This window comes from Klebsiella sp. YJ (assembly GCF_002108615.1).
Taxonomy (GTDB): domain Bacteria; phylum Pseudomonadota; class Gammaproteobacteria; order Enterobacterales; family Enterobacteriaceae; genus Klebsiella; species Klebsiella planticola.
The window spans coordinates 293,410-311,329 of sequence record NZ_MTEG01000005.1 but is presented as its reverse complement, the minus strand read 5'-3'; the positions used below and the strand labels follow the sequence as shown (position 1 = coordinate 311,329).

The 17,920-nt window shown below is 59.7% G+C and carries 16 protein-coding genes and 1 riboswitch; of the genes, 9 read left to right on the top strand and 7 right to left on the bottom strand.

Annotated elements, in window-relative coordinates; all coding sequences use genetic code 11:
- A partial coding sequence (locus BV390_RS07320) for an RbtT/DalT/CsbX family MFS transporter (RefSeq protein WP_085396765.1) occupies nt 1-1,038 on the top strand: 1,038 nt, incomplete at its 5' end.
- 51 nt (nt 1,039-1,089) lie between these two features.
- On the opposite strand, the gene fbaB is transcribed toward BV390_RS07320, so the two are convergent.
- Complete coding sequence (fbaB, locus tag BV390_RS07315; RefSeq protein ID WP_015583867.1) at nt 1,090-2,142, bottom strand: class I fructose-bisphosphate aldolase; 1,053 nt, start codon at nt 2,140-2,142, stop codon at nt 1,090-1,092.
- A gap of 247 nt (nt 2,143-2,389) precedes the next feature.
- Here fbaB and BV390_RS07310 point away from each other — a divergent pair, with 247 nt between their 5' ends.
- From BV390_RS07310 to BV390_RS07300, 3 genes are read left to right on the top strand one after another with little or no spacing between them, the layout of a single operon-like run.
- Complete coding sequence (locus BV390_RS07310) at nt 2,390-3,667, top strand: nucleoside permease (protein ID WP_004864663.1); 1,278 nt, start codon at nt 2,390-2,392, stop codon at nt 3,665-3,667.
- Nucleotides 3,664-4,668 carry an ADP-ribosylglycohydrolase family protein gene (locus BV390_RS07305; protein WP_004864665.1) on the top strand — a complete coding sequence of 335 codons (1,005 nt, stop codon included), beginning with the start codon at nt 3,664-3,666 and terminating at the stop codon, nt 4,666-4,668. Before BV390_RS07310 ends, BV390_RS07305 begins: the two co-directional genes overlap by 4 nt.
- Nucleotides 4,665-5,630 carry a PfkB family carbohydrate kinase gene (locus BV390_RS07300; protein ID WP_085396763.1) on the top strand — a complete coding sequence of 322 codons (966 nt, stop codon included), beginning with the start codon at nt 4,665-4,667 and terminating at the stop codon, nt 5,628-5,630. The genes BV390_RS07305 and BV390_RS07300 overlap by 4 nt, the downstream gene beginning before the upstream one ends.
- On the opposite strand, the gene BV390_RS07295 is transcribed toward BV390_RS07300, so the two are convergent.
- The 3 genes from BV390_RS07295 to thiM are packed head-to-tail and all read right to left on the bottom strand — an operon-like array spanning nt 5,604 to nt 7,965.
- Nucleotides 5,604-6,350, bottom strand: coding sequence for a GntR family transcriptional regulator (locus BV390_RS07295; RefSeq protein WP_032686744.1), 747 nt, complete (start codon nt 6,348-6,350; stop codon nt 5,604-5,606). The genes BV390_RS07300 and BV390_RS07295 overlap by 27 nt on opposite strands.
- A 41-nt stretch (nt 6,351-6,391) precedes the next feature.
- Complete coding sequence (gene thiD / locus BV390_RS07290) at nt 6,392-7,192, bottom strand: bifunctional hydroxymethylpyrimidine kinase/phosphomethylpyrimidine kinase (RefSeq protein WP_004864671.1); 801 nt, start codon at nt 7,190-7,192, stop codon at nt 6,392-6,394.
- Nucleotides 7,189-7,965: a hydroxyethylthiazole kinase gene (gene thiM, locus BV390_RS07285; protein ID WP_085396761.1), complete on the bottom strand. Its 777-nt coding sequence runs from the start codon at nt 7,963-7,965 to the stop codon at nt 7,189-7,191. The genes thiD and thiM overlap by 4 nt, the downstream gene beginning before the upstream one ends.
- A gap of 34 nt (nt 7,966-7,999) precedes the next feature.
- Nucleotides 8,000-8,096, bottom strand: a riboswitch (TPP riboswitch).
- A 231-nt stretch (nt 8,097-8,327) separates the two neighbouring features.
- Between thiM and BV390_RS07280 the strand changes: the two genes are divergently transcribed.
- On the top strand, nt 8,328-8,750 hold the full coding sequence (locus BV390_RS07280) for a universal stress protein (protein WP_032686739.1): 423 nt from the start codon (nt 8,328-8,330) through the stop codon (nt 8,748-8,750).
- Here BV390_RS07280 and BV390_RS07275 read toward each other — a convergent pair.
- Nucleotides 8,734-9,675 carry a LysR family transcriptional regulator gene (locus BV390_RS07275; protein ID WP_085396759.1) on the bottom strand — a complete coding sequence of 314 codons (942 nt, stop codon included), beginning with the start codon at nt 9,673-9,675 and terminating at the stop codon, nt 8,734-8,736. The genes BV390_RS07280 and BV390_RS07275 overlap by 17 nt on opposite strands.
- Before the next feature lie 124 nt (nt 9,676-9,799).
- Here BV390_RS07275 and BV390_RS07270 point away from each other — a divergent pair, with 124 nt between their 5' ends.
- Both BV390_RS07270 and BV390_RS07265 read left to right on the top strand, forming a co-directional pair.
- Nucleotides 9,800-11,611 carry an adenine deaminase gene (locus tag BV390_RS07270; RefSeq protein WP_085396757.1) on the top strand — a complete coding sequence of 604 codons (1,812 nt, stop codon included), beginning with the start codon at nt 9,800-9,802 and terminating at the stop codon, nt 11,609-11,611.
- A gap of 2 nt (nt 11,612-11,613) precedes the next feature.
- Nucleotides 11,614-12,957 (top strand): NCS2 family permease, encoded by a 1,344-nt coding sequence (locus tag BV390_RS07265; RefSeq protein WP_046852048.1) that lies wholly within the window; start codon nt 11,614-11,616, stop codon nt 12,955-12,957.
- Here the strand turns inward: BV390_RS07265 and BV390_RS07260 are convergent.
- Nucleotides 12,954-13,880 (bottom strand): LysR family transcriptional regulator, encoded by a 927-nt coding sequence (locus tag BV390_RS07260; RefSeq protein WP_032695424.1) that lies wholly within the window; start codon nt 13,878-13,880, stop codon nt 12,954-12,956. The two genes, BV390_RS07265 and BV390_RS07260, sit on opposite strands and share 4 nt — an antisense overlap.
- A gap of 187 nt (nt 13,881-14,067) precedes the next feature.
- Here BV390_RS07260 and BV390_RS07255 point away from each other — a divergent pair, with 187 nt between their 5' ends.
- Complete coding sequence (locus tag BV390_RS07255) at nt 14,068-14,385, top strand: RcnB family protein (RefSeq protein WP_004864698.1); 318 nt, start codon at nt 14,068-14,070, stop codon at nt 14,383-14,385.
- A gap of 101 nt (nt 14,386-14,486) precedes the next feature.
- Here BV390_RS07255 and apbC read toward each other — a convergent pair whose 3' ends face one another.
- The gene (apbC, locus tag BV390_RS07250; protein WP_032686734.1) at nt 14,487-15,596 is read right to left on the bottom strand and encodes an iron-sulfur cluster carrier protein ApbC; all 1,110 of its coding nucleotides are present in this window, start codon (nt 15,594-15,596) and stop codon (nt 14,487-14,489) included.
- Nucleotides 15,597-15,749: 153 nt separating this feature from the next.
- On the opposite strand from apbC, the gene metG reads away from it, so the two are divergent.
- Nucleotides 15,750-17,783: a methionine--tRNA ligase gene (gene metG / locus BV390_RS07245; RefSeq protein WP_032686769.1), complete on the top strand. Its 2,034-nt coding sequence runs from the start codon at nt 15,750-15,752 to the stop codon at nt 17,781-17,783.
- Nucleotides 17,784-17,920: the final 137 nt, after the last annotated feature.

The window sequence follows — 17,920 nt, the reverse complement described above, 5'->3', positions numbered from 1 at the left end:
ATGCTGATCGGCTTCGTGCTGTGGTGCGTGTTCCACGTGCTGTTCCTGATTTTCGGCCTCGGCCACGCTAACTACCCGCTGATCCTGCTGTTCTACGGCATTCGCGGCTTTGCCTACCCGCTGTTCCTCTACTCCTTTATCGTCGCCATCGTGCACAACGTGAAAAGCGACAGCGCCAGCTCGGCGCTGGGCTGGTTCTGGGCGGTCTACTCGGTCGGCATTGGCGTGTTCGGCAGCTATATCCCGAGCTTTACCATCCCGCATATCGGCGAGATGGGCACCCTGTGGCTGGCGCTGGTGTTCTGCGTCACCGGCGGCATTATCGCCCTGGTGTCGCTGCGCCATATTCAGACGCCGCGCCATATGCAGAATCTCACCACCCGCGAGAAGTTTGCCGAACTGGGGCGCGCCGCCACCCTGCTCTACACCAACCGCAATATCCTGCTCTCCGGAATGGTGCGCATCATTAACACCCTGTCGCTGTTCGGCTTTGCGGTGATCATGCCGATGATGTTTGTCGATGAGCTGGGCTTTACCACCTCCGAGTGGCTCCAGGTGTGGGCGGCCTTCTTCTTCACCACCATTTTCTCCAACGTTTTCTGGGGGATCGTGGCGGAGAAGATGGGCTGGATGAAGGTGATTCGCTGGTTTGGCTGCATCGGCATGGCGCTGTCGAGCCTGGCGTTTTATTACATCCCGCAGCACTTCGGGCATAACTTTGCCATGGCGCTGGTGCCGGCGATTGCGCTGGGGATTTTTGTGGCGGCGTTTGTGCCGATGGCGGCGGTCTTCCCGGCGCTGGAGCCGCAGCATAAAGGGGCGGCGATCTCGGTCTACAACCTGTCGGCGGGGCTGTCCAACTTCCTGGCGCCGGCGATTGCGGTGGTGCTGCTGCCGTACTTCAGTACGATTGGGGTGGTGGTGGCGTATACCGCGCTGTACGTGCTGGCCTTTTTCCTCTGCGCCTATATTCGCGTCGAGCAGCCGGGCTTGACCCGCTCCTCCGTTGCCGTAGCGCTGAAAACGAGCGTCTCCTGAGCATAAAAAAACCCCTCCCGACAGAGAGGGGTTTTGTCACCGCATTCAGGATCAGGCAATAGTCACTTTGCCATCGAGATAAACATCCTGCACGGCGTTGATCAGCTTCACGCCGTCGCTCATTGATTTTTTAAACGCTTTACGACCGAGAATCAGCCCCATCCCGCCCGCACGCTTATTGATAACCGCGGTACGTACGGCATCCGACAGGTCAGTTTCACCGCCCGCCGCGCCACCGGAGTTAATCAATCCGGCGCGTCCCATATAGCAGTTCGCCAGCTGATAACGGACCAGATCGATAGGATTCTCCGAGGTCAGCTTGCTATAGACGCGATCGTCAGTGTAACCAAAGTTCACCGCCTTATAGCCGCCGTTATTTTCCGCCATTTTCTGCTTCACGATATCGGCGCCAATGGTGGCCGCCAGATGGTTAGCCTGCCCGGTCAAATCGGCCGACACGTGATAATCGACGCCATCTTTCTTAAACGCCGGGTTGCGCAGATAGGCCCACAGCACGGTCACCAGCCCCAGTTCATGCGCGCGTTCGAACGCCGCGGAGATCTCTTCAATCTGCCGACGCGACTCTTCTGAACCGAAATAGATAGTCGCCCCTACCGCCACCGCGCCCATATTAAAGGCCTGCTCTACGCTGGCGTACAGCGTCTGGTCGAAGGTGTTCGGGTAACTCAGGGTTTCGTTATGATTTAACTTCACCAGGAAGGGAATGCGGTGCGCATAACGACGCGATACCGAGGCCAGCACGCCATAGGTCGACGCTACGCAGTTACAACCGGCTTCGATAGCCAGTTCGACGATATTTTTCGGATCAAAGTAGAGCGGGTTGGCGGCAAAAGAGGCGCCCGCCGAGTGTTCCACGCCCTGGTCTACCGGCAGGATGGAGAGGTATCCGGTTCCGGCCAGGCGCCCCGTATTGTACAGGGTCTGCATATTACGCAGCACCGCCGGCGGACGATTGTTATCCACCATGACCCGGTCAACGTAATCCGCCCCCGGCAGATAAAGCTGGTCGGCTGGAATGGTCATACAACGGTGCTGTAAAAGGCTGTCGGCATCTTTGCCAAGCAACTGCGTAATATCAGTCATAGCTATGCTCCCGTAAGTGCCGGCCGCAGCCGGCATGTATTATCCTGACCCACTTATTTGGGCAGGTTAAGCCTGGTACCGTCTTAGCATATTTTCCAGCCGGAATCGCATTTTTCAGCCATTTCAGCTGGCACGATTCAGGGACAAAAAGTGTTAGCCTGCTCAAACAATCCGCACAAAGGTATTTTAAAGGTATTATCAAATGGTATCTTAAAGGCGTACCCTACCTGTCATGAAGGATCTAAAGATGAAAACTACAGCAAAGCTGTCGTTCATGATGTTCGTTGAATGGTTTATCTGGGGAGCCTGGTTTGTCCCTCTCTGGCTGTGGCTGAGTAAGAGCGGCTTCAGCGCCGGTGAAATCGGCTGGTCCTACGCCTGTACCGCCATCGCAGCGATTCTTTCGCCGATCCTCGTGGGATCGCTGACCGATCGCTTCTTTTCCGCGCAGAGAGTGCTGGCGGTGCTGATGTTCGCCGGGGCGATATTGATGTACTTCGCCGCGCAGCAGACGACCTTCGCCGGCTTCTTCCCGCTCCTGCTCGCCTACTCGTTAACCTACATGCCGACCATCGCGCTGACCAACAGCATCGCCTTTTCTAACGTGGCGGACGTTGAGCGCGATTTCCCGCGGATTCGGGTGATGGGGACGATCGGCTGGATCGGCTCCGGTCTGGTATGCGGATTTTTACCGCAGATGCTCGGCCTGAGCGACATTTCGCCCACCAATATCCCGCTGCTGATTGCCGCCGGCAGCTCTGCGCTGCTCGGCGTCTTTGCCCTGTTCCTGCCAGATACGCCGCCGAAAAGCCGTGGAAAACTGGACCTGAAAGTGATGCTGGGGCTGGATGCGTTAATCCTGCTGCGCGACAAAAACTTCCTCGTCTTTTTCTTCTGCTCCTTTCTGTTTGCCATGCCCCTGGCCTTCTATTACATCTTCGCCAACGGCTACCTCACCGAAGCCGGCATGAAGCACGCCACCGGATGGATGACCCTCGGCCAGTTCTCTGAAATCTTCTTTATGCTGGCTCTGCCGTTCTTTACTAAACGGTTTGGTATTAAAAAGGTTCTATTGCTTGGTCTGATTACCGCCGCCATTCGCTATGGCTTTTTTGTCTTCGGCGGCGCGGAGAACTATTTCACCTATACGCTGATGTTCCTCGGCATTCTGCTGCACGGCGTCAGCTACGATTTTTACTACGTCACCGCCTATATCTACGTTGATAAGAAGGCGCCGGTATCGATGCGTAATGCGGCCCAGGGGTTAATTACGCTCTGCTGCCAGGGCTTTGGCAGCCTGCTCGGCTACCGCCTCGGCGGCGTGATGATGGAAAAAATGTTCGCCTACCCGCAACCCGTTAACGGATTCACCTTCAACTGGGCGGGCATGTGGACGTTCGGCGCCATCATGATTGCGATTATCGCCGTGCTGTTCATGGTGTTTTTCCGCGAATCGGACAAAGAAATTACGACCATCGACGTCGAACCACAAAATGCTGAGCTTAAACAAGGGGAAGTGAAATGAAAGCAGAACGTATTCTCGGTGCTCTTTACGGGCAGGCGTTAGGGGATGCGATGGGCATGCCGTCAGAGCTATGGCCACGATCGCGGGTGAAGGCCCATTTTGGCTGGATCGACCGCTTCCTGCCGGGCCCGGCGGAGAATAACGCCGCCTGCTACTTTGCCGAGGCGGAATTTACCGATGACACCTCGATGGCCCTGTGTCTCGCTGACGCCATTATCGAATGCGACGGGCAGATCGTCCCGGATGTCATTGGCCAACATATTCTGCGGTGGGCAGAAGGTTTTGATGCATTTAATAAAAACGTCTTAGGACCAACATCGAAAATTGCTCTCAACGCGATTCGCCACGGCAAACCGGTAAGCGAACTGGATAATAACGGGGTGACCAACGGCGCGGCGATGCGCGCCTCGCCGCTGGGCTGTCTGCTGCCGGGCGGCAATCTTGATGCGTTTATCAGCGACGTGGCCGCGGCCTCGAGCCCGACGCATAAATCGGATTTAGCCATCGCCGGCGCGACGGTGATCGCCTGGGCTATCTCCCGCGCCGTTGACGGCGCCGGCTGGCCAGCGATTGTTGACGCCCTGCCGGCCGTGGCGCGCCACGCGCAGGAGCAGAAGACCACCACCTTTAGCGCCTCGCTGGCGCTGCGTATTGAGCTGGCGTTACGCACCGTACGCCGGGCCGACGGTCTGGAGTCCGCCAGCGAGCAGCTTTATCAGCTGATTGGCGCCGGAACCAGCACCATAGAATCCGTCCCGTGCGCGATAGCGATGGTGGAACTGGCCGCTACCGACCCAAACCGCTGCGCCATTCTCTGCGCCAACCTGGGTGGCGATACCGATACCATCGGCGCCATGGCGACGGCGATTTGCGGCGCTTTACACGGGGTTTCCGCCATCGATGGCGCTTTCAAGGCGCGCCTGGACGAAGTCAACAAGCTGGACTTCACCCGCTACGCCGATGCCCTGATGCACTATCGCCAGCAGCGGGAGGCCGAATGAATGCCCAACAGTTAACGGATAAACTGGCCACGCTGAAGGCGCAACGCCCGGTCACCGTCCTCGGCGCCGCGGTGATTGACGTGATCGCCGACGCCTATGCTCTGCCCTGGCGCGGGTGTGATATCGAACTGCAGCAGCAGAGCGTCAATGTCGGCGGCTGCGCGTTAAACATCGCCGTGACCTTAAAAAGGCTGGGGATCGACGCACAAAATGCGCTGCCGATTGGCCAGGGCGTGTGGGCGGAAATTATCCGCCAGCGCCTCGCCAAAGAGGGGTTAACCAGCGTCATCAGTCAGGCGGATGGCGACAATGGCTGGTGCCTGGCGCTGGTAGAGCCGGACGGCGAGCGGACCTTTATGTCCTTCAGCGGCGTGGAAAATCAGTGGTGCGATGCGTGGCTCGAACGCCTGCATGCCCCCGCCGACAGCCTGGTCTATCTTTCCGGCTATCAGCTGGCATCCGCCAGCGGCGAACGGCTGGCCTCCTGGCTGGAACGGCAGCCGCAGGCGAGCGCCTTTATCGACTTTGGCCCGCGGATTGCCGATATTCCCGAAACGCTGATGGCGCGCCTGATGGCCCTGAAACCACTGGTTTCCGTCAACCGCCAGGAAGCCGCCATCGCGGCTGAAGCGCACGGATTTTCGCCCGAGGTCAGCGCATTTGGCGCCGCCTGGCTGAAGAAATATGCCGCACCGCTGATTGTGCGTCTGGATAAAGAAGGCGCCTGGTATTTCAGCCCGCAGGAGAGCGGTCTCGCCGCCCCTTTCCCGACCGCGGTCGTCGATACGATCGGCGCCGGGGACAGTCACGCCGGTGGTACGCTTGCCGGGCTGGCCGCCGGCTGGAGCCTGGGGGAAGCGGTTACGCTGGGGAATGCCGTTGCGGCCTGGGTCGTGGGCCATCGGGGCGGCGATTGCGCCCCGCACCGCGAAGCGCTACTCCTCGCACACAAAAACGTATAGATCGCTGCGGCAGTAGCTGATGCTGTATTCAATGGGGTGCTGGTACTGATCGAGGGCAACCTGTTTGATCACCAGCACCGGGATGGCGCTGTCCATCTTAATATGCGACTGAAATTCGGCGTCCGGCATCCGGGCGCTGACGCGCGAACGGGTCCGCTGCGGCAGAATCTGCTGGCTGCGAAAGTAGTCATACAGCGAGACGCTGATCGCATCGACGTCATGGATCAGATGTGCAGGCACCCAGGACTCTTCGAGCGAGACCGCGTCCTCGTCAACATAGCGAATGCGTTTGAGCATAAACACATCGCTGCCCACCGCGATTGCCAGCTGCCGGGCAACCTCCTCCGGACATTTGACAACGCGTTTGTTCACCCACAGCGTATCCGGCTTCTTGCCGCGTAAAACCACCTGCTGCGTAAAGCCGCGCGCTTCTTTCAGCGAATATTCAAAGATATTGTTGATCTGCGTCCCGTAACCCCGCGAGCGGGTCACCACGCCTTCGTCTTCCAGCAGCTGGAGCGCTTTGCGGACGGTGATGCGCGACACGCCGGTCAGCTGGCTGAGATCGCGTTCACCGGGAAGAATATTGCCATTTTCCAGCCAGCCGCTGCGCACGGCATCCTTGATCGTGTCGGCAAACTTCAGATAGAGCGGCGCGTTATCCGACGCCGCAATCCGTTCAACAAGCTGGGTAATTAACCGGGTATGCGCCTGTTCCATTTATCTTTTCCTGGCAGAATTCTCAGGCCAGTATATCAGGCTTACCACCACGCGTGGAAATGGTGAACCGGCCCGATACCGTGGCCCACCTCCAGCGAATCCGCCTGCGCCAGCGCCGCAGAGAGCCAGCCTTTCGCCTCGGCAACCGTCTCTCCCCAGTCGCGATGGCGTGGGCGCAGCGCCGCCAGCGCCGCGGAGAGCGTACAGCCGGTTCCGTGAGTATTTTTAGTCTGGACCCGCGGCGCGGTGAAGCGCTGCTCGCCATCGCGGGTAAACAGCCAGTCCGGGCTTTCCGCGTTGTCGAGATGACCGCCTTTCATCAGCACCGCGCCGCAGCCCATCGCCAGCAGCGCCCGCCCCTGCTCCAGCATCTCTTTTTCGCTCTGCGCGTGCGGCGCATCCAGCAGCGCCGCCGCTTCCGGCAGATTCGGCGTGATCAGCGAAACCTGCGGCAGCAGGCGGGTGCGTAGCGTCGCCACCGCCGAAGCCGAGAGCAGCGGATCGCCGCTTTTCGCCAGCATGACCGTATCCAGGACCACGTTGCCAATCTGATAGCGCGCCAGACGCTCCGCCACGGCTTCCACGATATCCGTTTCCGCCAGCATGCCAATTTTGGTGGTATCGATACGGACGTCGCTGAATACCGAATCCAGCTGCGCGGCAACAAAATCCGGGTCGATGCGATAGACCGACTGCACGCCGCGGGTGTTTTGCGCCACCAGCGCGGTGATCACCGAACAACCATAGGCCCCGAGGGCAGAGAAGGTTTTCAGGTCGGCCTGGATCCCCGCGCCGCCGCTGGGGTCAGTACCGGCGATAGTCAGCGCATTAATTCGTTTCATCCGTTGTTCTCCCCGTACAGCGCATCAAGAAATGCCGGGGTAAAACTGCCCGGCCCTCTGCCGTGCGCCGCCGCACCGCCCGCCTGTTTCATCAGGCCGCAGGCGGCAGCGACGTTTTCGAGGCGATCGCCAGGCATGGTGGTACTGGCCGCCACCACCGCCGAAAGCGCACAGCCGGTCCCCACGACCCGGGTCATCAGGCAATCGCCGCCGGTGACCGCACGCGTACGCTGGCCGTCGGTGACGTAATCCACTTCGCCGGTCACCGCGACAATGGTATTGATCTGTCGTGCCAGAGCCTGCGCGGCGGGCAGCGCCGCCGCCGCGGTATCGGTGGTATCGACCCCGCGTCCGCCGGCGCTCATTCCGGCCAGCGCCATAATCTCCGACGCGTTGCCGCGAATGGCGGCCGGTTGCAGGCTCAACAATTCATGGCAAAACGCGCTGCGCAGGGTTAACGCCCCGACCGCTACCGGATCCAGCGCCCACGGTTTGCCTGCGTTTTGCGCGCTGAGCGCCGCGGCGCGCATCGCCTGCGCACGATCGACGGTTAAGGTTCCGACGTTAATCAACAGCGCATCCGCGAGCGCCGCAAACTGGCTCGCTTCCTGCGGATCAATCACCATCGCGGGCGAGGCGCCGACCGCCAGCAGGACGTTGGCAGTAAAGGTCTGTACCACATCATTAGTCATGCAGTGAACAAGGGGGGAATGACGGCGAAAAAGATGTTGCAGATGCGCAATATGCGCGGGATTGAGAGGCTCAGCTTGCATCGTTTGCTCCAGCCAGGCGATGAAGAAGCAACGACCCTTTGGTCTCTGACTTCCCTACGCTGGCATTATCCAGATCAGGTGGTACGGGTCTTTCTCAGCCTTCACCAGGAAGGGCACCCCGAGTCATCGAGAAGATATAAACGTTCTCTGCAGGCAGGTTACGGGAAGCCGACGCCTGACGCAAGCGCTCCGCCACGAAGGCCCCACGGTCTTCGGCAGTGGGGCCTTCGTGGCATTAACCTTCATATCTCTTTACCGAACCGGCGCCCGCTCTCCCGCGCCATTTGCATTCCCACTGCGGCGGGCACAAAATGAACGTCAGGGAGCGACGTTCCCGGTCCCTCCACTCGTCGAGGTAGGCTATGCCCGTTTATCACCATGCCCTGGTGCTGATTAACAGCAGCCAGGACGGCGTTCCGCTGCTCCAGCATGCGGCCAGAATGGCGGAAGAGAACGCTATGCGCATCACCCTCGCCCATATCAGCACCGACTATCGGGCGCTGAATTACGTTTCCGACAGCCTGCTGAATGATGATGTATCTGAGGAGGTGCTCCAGGCGAAAGTACTGCTCAATGAGCTGGCGGCCAGCGTCTCGCTACCGGTGCAAACCCTGTCGCTGGTCACCACCCGCCGTTTTGCAGATGTTGAAGCCTGCGTAAACCAGCGGGGGATTGATCTGATTATCGCCGGGCATCACAACCGCCTGCTGGGAGTCATGGCATCTCATTCGCTGGAGTATATTAATCATCTGACGATAGACGTGCTGATCAGGCATCTGCCCTGAGCCGCGCGGACGACTCGCGTAGCGAATTGAGCAGCAGCGTAAAGCACTGCTCAATCATCGGCGGCAGCGGCTGCGGTCCGCGCATTAACGCCACCGTCCGCGCCAGCGCCGGCTGCTGGAGCTGCGCGATTTTCAGTACCGGATCCTGCAGATGGGTGGTATACAGCTCAGGCAGAATGGCAATCGCCAGACGCGAGCGCACCAGGCCATACAGCGTTTCAATATAGTCCACCTGAAACCGCGTGTTCAGCGTCAGGCGATGGCTTTCCGCCAGCGCGCCCACCAGGCGCTGAATGTTCCCTTTCGAGAACACCGCAATATCGCGTCCGACGAGAAGTTTCCACGGCAGGTGCGGCTGGTCTGCCAGCGGATCGTCACCGTGCAGCACCGCCACAAACGGATCTTCACGCAGCGGGTAGATCTGTAACGCGGCGGGTAGCGAGCTGTCGATGGCACCGATACCGAAATCAATCTGCCCGCTTTGCAGCTCACGCACCAGCGCATCATTGGTCTGATCGTGAAACTCGACCCGCAGCCGGGGAAAGGTTTGCGCCAGCACCTGCGGCAGAAGCGGAAAGAGCAGCGAGCTCACCGAGGGCACCAGACCGATACGCACGGTACCATCGCCGCCGGCCGCGACAATCTGCTCCATGTCATGAAACGCCAGCTGGGCCACGCTCAGCACGCGCCGGGCGTGCGGCAGAATGGCGGCGCCCAGTTCGGTCAGCGTGACCGACGAGGCGGTGCGATTGACCAGCTTGCCGCCCAGCACCGTTTCGATTTGCCGCAGGGCACTGCTCAACGCCGGTTGGCTGATAGCCAGACGGTTGGCGGTATCGGTAAAATGACGCAGCTCCGCCAGGGTAACAAAGTACTGTAGCTGTTTAAGAGAAAGCGCAGGCAGGCGCTGCCACGGTTCGGTCATCTTATTCTTCGCTAAGGGTAATCGGGCAGAATAACCCGAGCTTATCGGGCGATAAATTTATTCATCTGGGCAAACGTTTGCTGTGCCCCTAGAGTACCCCCATTATCCTTGTGCCGGAGTTGTTATGTCCAGCAATGCTGAAAACCGCCGCCGCGCCGTCATGGCCGCCCGGGGCGAAATACCTTTTGACCTGTTGTTAACCGGGGCGCAGATAGTCGATATGGTCACCGGCGAAATCCGCGAAGCCGATGTCGGCATCACCGGCGAGATGATCGCCAGCGTGCACCCGCGCGGCAGCCGCGCCGATGCCCACCAACGCCATGCGCTGGATGGCGCCTACCTGTCGCCGGGGCTGATGGATACCCATGTGCATCTCGAGAGTTCCCACCTCCCTCCCGAACGCTACGCGGAAATTGTCCTCGCCCAGGGAACCACCGCGGTCTTCTGGGACCCGCATGAGCTGGCCAACGTCCTCGGGGTCGAAGGCGTGCGCTATGCCGTCGCCGCCAGCCGCAACCTGCCGCTGCAGGTAATGGTCGCCGCCCCCTCCAGCGTCCCTTCGACCCCGGGGCTGGAAATGTCCGGCGCCGATTTTGCCGGAGCGGAGATGGCGACCATGCTGGCATGGCCGGAAGTGCGCGGCGTGGCGGAAGTGATGGACATGCATGGCGTGCTGAACGGCAGCACCCGGATGCAGGAGATTGTTCAGGCCGGTCTCGACAGCGGCAAGCTGATTGAAGGCCACGCCCGCGGGCTGAGCGGCGCCGATCTCCAGGCCTACCTCGCGGCGGGCGTCACCTCCGATCATGAGCTGACCTCCGCAGAAGACGCGCTGGAAAAGCTGCGCGCCGGTTTGACCCTCGAAATTCGCGGCTCGCACCCCTATCTGCTGCCGGATATCGTCAAGGCCCTGAAAACCCTGCCGCATCTCTCCTCGCAGATCACGGTGTGCACCGACGATGTCCCCCCGGATATGCTGCTGGAAAAGGGCGGCATTATCGCCCTGCTCAACCTGCTGATTGAACACGGTCTCGCCGCCACCGACGTCCTGCGCTTCGCCACCCTCAACGCCGCCATTCGCCTGCAGCGTCACGATTCAGGGCTGATTGCCGCTGGCCGCCGCGCCGACCTGGTGGTGTTTGATTCACTGGAGAAGCTCGCGGCCCGCAAAGTGTATGTCGCCGGGAAACTGGTCGCCCGCGACGGCGCGCTGATCCAGCCCATTCCAGCCGCAGAGGGGGTGACCCCGCCGCGCAACACGCTGCGTCTGGCGCCGCTGAATGCGGACGATTTTGTGCTGCGGATCCCCGGTATTGTTCACGGCGTTGCCCGCCTGCGGCATATTCGCGGCGCGCGCTTTACGCAGTGGGGAGAAGTCGAGGTGCAGGTGCGCCACGGCGAAGTTCAGCTGCCCGCCGGATTTAGCCTGATTTGGGTGAAGCATCGCCACGGCCGCCATCAGGCGACGCCGCAAATCGCCCTGCTCGAAGGCTGGGGCGAGCTGCGCGGCGCCATCGCCACCAGCTACTCGCACGATTCACACAACCTGGTGGTGCTGGGACGCAGCGCTGAGGATATGGCGCTGGCCGCCAACCGGCTGATTGCCTCCGGCGGCGGGATGGCGCTCTCCCGTCAGGGGGATATTCTCGCCCACGTGGCGATGCCGATTGCCGGCATGCTCTCCGATCTGCCGGCGGCAGAACTCGCGCGTCAGTTCGGCGAATTACGCGACCTGAGCGCAGAAATCGCCGACTGGGAGCCGCCTTACCGGGTATTTAAGGCTATCGAAGGCACCTGCCTCGCCTGCAATGCCGGACCACATTTGACCGATTTAGGTTTGACCGACGGCATCACCCGCCAGATTGTCGAACCGCTGATAGACTGCCGGGAAACCCCGGCCACCGACCCTCACAACAATAATCTCCGGGGAGCCTGAGCATGGCCGACAACACACTGCATACCTCCACACAAGGAAGCTGGCTGGAGCGCCGTTTTGCCCTGCGCTCCCGCGGCAGCACGCTGCGTACCGAGTGCCTTTCCGGGATCACCGGCTTTCTTGCGGCCGCCTATCTGCTGGTGGTCATCCCCGGCCTGCTGGCGGTGGGCGGCATGGACAAAGGCGCCGCCACCACCGGAACGATTCTGGTCTTCGTCGCCGCGACGCTGCTGATGGCGTTTTACGCTAACCTGCCGTTTATCGTCGGCCCAGGCATCGGCGGCTCGGTGCTGGTGGGCGTCACCCTGGCCGGTAGCGAAGGGATCGGCTGGCAAATTGGCCTCGGCATCGCCTGCTGGTCGGGTATTCTGTTCTTTCTGTTAACCCAATTCGGCCTGCGTGAAGTGGTCACCCGTTCAGTTCCTCAGTCCATCAAGCTGGGGCTGACGGCCTCAATCGGTCTGTTCGTGGCGGTACTCGGTTTTCGCAATGCCGGCCTGGTGCTGGCGAATGCCAAAACCAATGCCCTGATGCTGGGTGATTTCTTGTCTCCCGGTGCGCTGGTGGCGCTGTGCGGCCTGTTTCTGGCGATTGCGCTGCAGGCGCGGCGCATCCCGGGCGCCATTTTATGGGCGATTTTGTTTGCCACCCTGGTGGGGATTCCGGCGGGGGTCACCCGTCTGCCGGACAGTTTTATCGCGCTGCCGCACTCGCTGGCGCCGGTCTTCGGCCACGTCGATATGCTGGGCGCGCTGAACATTGCTTTCCTGCCGTTCCTGTTTGTCTTTTTCGCCTCAGAGTTTTTCTCCACCATGGGGACCACGCTGGCGGTGGGCGGCGAAGCGGGACTGCTGGATGAAGAGGGCAATATGCCGCACATCAACCGGCCGTTTATGGTCGACTCGATTGCGGCAGCTATCGGCCCGTGGCTGGGGATCCCGGCGGCGACCGCGCTGATCGAGTCTTCCGCCGCCGCCGAAGCGGGCGGTAAAACCGGGCTCACGGCGCTGGCCGCGGCGGTGATGTTCCTGCTGATGCTGCTCTTTACCCCGGTCGCCCTGATGATCCCAAAAGAGGCCACCGCTCCGGCGCTGATCCTGATTGGCCTCAACATGTTCAGCGGCCTGCGCAAAGTCGATCTCTCCAGCTTCACCGACGGGCTGCCGGTATTAATGATGGTGATGATCACCCTGATCGCCAACAGCTTCGGCACCGGTATCGCCGGCGGACTGCTGTTCTACATCATGATTAAAACGGTTGCCGGCAAGTGGCGAGAAATCCCGCTGGGTTTGTGGATCCTCGCCGTTCCGCTGGTCTACTATTTCGCCACCCTGGTGAGGCACTAAACGTCCACAGGCCCGCGTAGCGCGTCGGCCTGCACCGTTTCACAGTGCGCCCTGACCTCTTCATAGAGTAACCGCACCGCTGCAGAAAGCTGCTTGCGGTGCGGACAAATCATATTGAGCGGGACTCTGTCGCCCTGATAGTGCGGCAGCAGCACCCGCAGGCGCCCGGCCCGAATATCATCGCTGACATCCAGCGCTGACTTATAGGCAAAGCCCTCCCCCGCAATGGCCAGGCGGCGAATCACCTCGGCGTCGTCGCTGATGATGGCGCCGGAAACCTGCATATGTTCAACCACCCCGTTGAGACTTAAGGTCCAGCGATCGAACTGCCTGCCGCGCAGCACGTACAGTAGCGCAGGGTGTTGCGCCAGCGCCTCCGGCGTCTGCGGAGAGCCGTGCCGGGCAATCCACTGCGGAGAAGCCACCAGCACCCGCCGGTTTTCCGGCGCGACGGGGAGCGAAATAAACGAGGCATCGTCGTTGTCACCGTAGCGAAAGGCAACATCGACCGGATCTTTAAACACATCGGTCCGATGGTCGGAAAAGAGAATACGCAGCTTCAGCGCCGGGTGCCGCTGGCGAAAGGCGCGAAAGACGTTCAGCAGCAGATTGCGCCCCAGATCGGAGGGTACCGCAATTTGCAACGTCCCGCGGACCTCGTCATCCGGCACCTGAATTTTTTGCAGCCCGGCATGCAGCGTATCAAGCATCTGGGTGGCATAAGGCAGCCAGGTTTCCCCTTCGGGCGTCAGACGTAGGCTGCGGGTGGAGCGTGCAAAAAGACGAATATTGAGCGTGGTTTCCAGGCGCTTAATCGCCGCACTCACCTGCGCCGGCTGCTGCCCGACCTCCCGCGCCGCATCGCTGAAACTACCCAGCGCCGCCGCACGAACAAATAACGTCAGATCTTCCAGTCTGAACATATTGACTCCCGAATCCTGCTACCAGGATTGTTCTCAAAACCGCCGCTCTGCGCCAAATCCGGCAACCGGCCCATCGTTTTCTTACATTTTTAACGCAACCAACGCTTGCCTTCCCGGCCATGCTTCAGGAATGATACGAGGCTGCGATTTTGTGTCCAGGGTAATCCAGGATAATAATGAGGAAATTATGCGTAAAACAAAAATGATGCTTCTGGGCGTACTGTTGGCCAGCACCAGTACTGTCTGGGCAGCCTCCACCAGCGGCGTACAAAAATATGAACTTGATGGTTTCACCGCAGACTTCACGCAGTTTCGCGTAGGCGACACCGTACCGCCGCTTTATCTGACGCCAGAATACACCATTAAACAGTGGCAGCAGCGTAACCTGCCCGCGCCGGACGCCGGTACTCACTACACCTATATGGGCGGCAGCTACGTGCTGATCACCGATACCGAAGGTAAAATTGTCAAAATTTACGACGGCGAAATCTTCTATCAGCACTAATGGCTGACGGTCCGTCGCCGGACGGACCAACAAAAACGCCCTGTCCTTTTGCTGTCCGCCGCGGATCAGAAAAGTACAGGGCGTTGTGCTATCCGCCGACGCTACACCGCGCGGAAGGCAATCTCACCGGGAATCACTTCCCCCTGCCAGTAGAGCCGGGCCGCCACGCGTCCCGCCAGCTGACGGTAAATTTCGGTGAACTCGCTCTCCGGGCGGGCAACAACGGTCGGCTTACCGTTATCCAGATCTTCACGCAAATTGATGTGCAGCGGCAGCTGGGCCAGCAGCTGAGTGTGGTATTGCTCCGCCAGCTTTTCAGCGCCGCCGGTGCCGAAAATCGGCTCATGATGACCACAGTTGCTGCAAATATGGATACTCATGTTTTCGACGATGCCGAGGACCGGCACTTCCACCTTCTCAAACATCACGATGCCTTTTTTCGCATCGATCAGCGCGATATCCTGCGGCGTGGTCACCACCACCGCGCCGGTGACCGGAATATTCTGCGCAAGGGTCAGCTGAATGTCGCCGGTGCCTGGCGGCATATCCAGCACCAGATAATCCAGATCCGGCCACAGCGTCTCCTGCAGCATCTGCAGCAGCGCCTTGCTGGCCATCGGCCCGCGCCATACCATGGCGTTATCGTCGGTCACCAGATAGCCGATGGAGTTGGTGGCGAGGCCAAATTTCATGATCGGCGCCATATGGGTGCCGTCTGGCGAGGTGGGACGCTGATCTTCCGCACCGAGCATGGTGGGAATCGACGGACCATAAATATCGGCATCGAGGATCCCGACTTTCGCCCCTTCCGCGGCCAGCGCCAGCGCCAGGTTCACCGCCGTGGAGGATTTACCCACCCCACCTTTGCCGGAGCTGACGGCAATAATATTTTTGACCCCGTTGACGCCCGGCTGATTTTTTACCCGCTTCAGCGTGGCAATGTTATGCGACAGCTTCCAGTCAATCGCCTGCGCGCCGGTAATGCGCAGCAGGTCGGCGCTACATTGCTCTTTTAAATCTTCAAAAGCACTGTGCCAGACGAACGGCATCTGGATCTCGATATGCACGGTATCGTCGAGCCAGGCGACGTGGTGCAGTGCCTTCAGCGCAGTGAGATTATGCTGCAAAGTGGGGTGCTGGAAATTAGCCAACGTTCCGGCGACCATCGCACGTAGACGTTCGGGGGATTTGGCCTGGGATTGCGAATTCATCCCGACTCCTTTGTTGTTATGAGAGGCTTTCAGTAATCATTGAGTTTATCACAGCTGAGGATTATCCATATATGGTCAGCCATTTATGGCGCACCCAGTGCCCTTTTGGTAATATCAAAAGCCCTTTTTACAACAGAAGATGTAATGCTCACTATGACTCAAGTCGCGAAGAAAATTCTGGTAACGTGCGCGCTGCCGTACGCTAACGGCTCAATCCACCTCGGCCACATGCTGGAGCACATCCAGGCTGATGTCTGGGTCCGTTACCAGCGAATGCGCGGCAACGAGGTCAATTTCATCTGTGCAGACGACGCCCACGGTACGCCTATCATGCTGAAAGCTCAGCAGCTTGGCGTCTCTCCGGAGCAGATGATTGGCGAAATGAGTCAGGAGCATCAGACCGATTTTGCGGGCTTTGATATTAGCTACGACAACTACCACTCGACGCACAGCGACGAGAACCGCGAGCTGTCTGAGCTGATCTACGGCCGTCTGAAAGAGAACGGTTTTATCAAAAACCGCACCATCTCTCAGCTTTACGATCCGGAAAAAGGGATGTTCCTGCCGGACCGTTTCGTGAAAGGCACCTGTCCGAAGTGTAAATCACCGGATCAGTATGGCGATAACTGCGAAGTGTGCGGCGCGACCTACAGCCCGACTGAGCTGATCGACCCGAAATCCGTGGTTTCCGGCGCGACCCCGGTGATGCGTGAATCTGAGCACTTCTTCTTCGACCTGCCGTCCTTTAGCGAAATGCTGCAGGCGTGGACCCGCAGCGGCGCACTGCAGGAGCAGGTGGCGAACAAAATGCAGGAGTGGTTCGAGTCCGGTCTGCAGCAGTGGGATATTTCCCGCGACGCGCCGTACTTTGGCTTCGAAATCCCCAACGCGCCGGGCAAATATTTCTACGTCTGGCTGGATGCGCCGATCGGCTACATGGGCTCGTTCAAGAACCTGTGTGACAAACGCGGCGATAGCGAAAGCTTTGACGCCTACTGGAAGAAAGACTCCGACGCCGAGCTGTATCACTTTATCGGCAAAGATATTGTCTACTTCCACAGCCTGTTCTGGCCGGCGATGCTGGAAGGCAGCGGTTTCCGCAAGCCGACCAACCTGTTCGTTCACGGTTACGTCACCGTCAACGGCGCTAAGATGTCCAAATCACGCGGCACCTTTATCAAGGCCAGCACCTGGCTGAACCATTTTGACGCCGACAGCCTGCGTTATTACTACACCGCCAAGCTCTCTTCCCGCATCGATGATATCGATCTGAACCTGGAAGATTTCGTGCAGCGCGTAAACGCCGACATCGTCAACAAAGTGGTTAACCTCGCCTCGCGCAACGCCGGTTTTATCAATAAGCGTTTCGACGGCATGCTGTCCGCTGAGCTGGCCGATCCGGCGCTGTATAAAACCTTTACCGATGCGGCAGCAAGCATTGGCGAAGCGTGGGACAGCCGTGAGTTCGGTAAAGCCATCCGTGAAATCATGGCGCTGGCCGACGTGGCTAACCGCTACGTTGACGAGCAGGCCCCGTGGGTGGTTGCTAAGCAGGAAGGCCGCGACGCCGATCTGCAGGCCATCTGCACCATGGGCCTGAATATGTTCCGCGTGCTGATGACCTGGCTCAAGCCGGTCCTGCCGCAGCTGACCGCGCGTGCCGAAGCCTTCCTCAACAGCGAACTGAACTGGGATGCTATCCAGCAGCCGCTGCTGTCGCATAAGGTCAATGCCTTCAAGGCGCTGTACAACCGCATCGAGATGAAGCAGGTTGAAGCCCTGGTCGAAGCGTCGAAAGAAGAGGTGAAAGCCACCGCCGCGCCGGTAACCGGCCCGCTGGCGGACGATCCGATTCAGGACACCATCACCTTTGACGATTTCGCCAAAGTGGACATGCGCATCGCGCTGATTGAAAACGCCGAATTTGTCGACGGTTCTGACAAGCTGCTGCGCCTGAGCCTCGATCTGGGCGGCGAGAAACGTAACGTCTTCTCCGGCATTCGTAGCGCCTACCCGGATCCGCAGGTGCTGATCGGTCGCCTGACGGTGATGGTGGCCAACCTGGCGCCGCGTAAAATGCGCTTCGGCATCTCGGAAGGGATGGTGATGGCTGCGGGCCCTGGCGGGAAGGATATCTTCCTGTTAAGCCCTGACAGCGGCGCCCAGCCGGGTCAGCAGGTAAAATAATCCCGCATCAAGCGCTGCTCCGGCAGCGCTTTTTTTGTCCCTTCCGCGCCTCCACCACCTGACGATTCTGCCCTCTCCTGCCTTTTCTGTGCGTTGCGCGCTACCGCAATCCTGACAATAATCAACCTGTCTGCCGA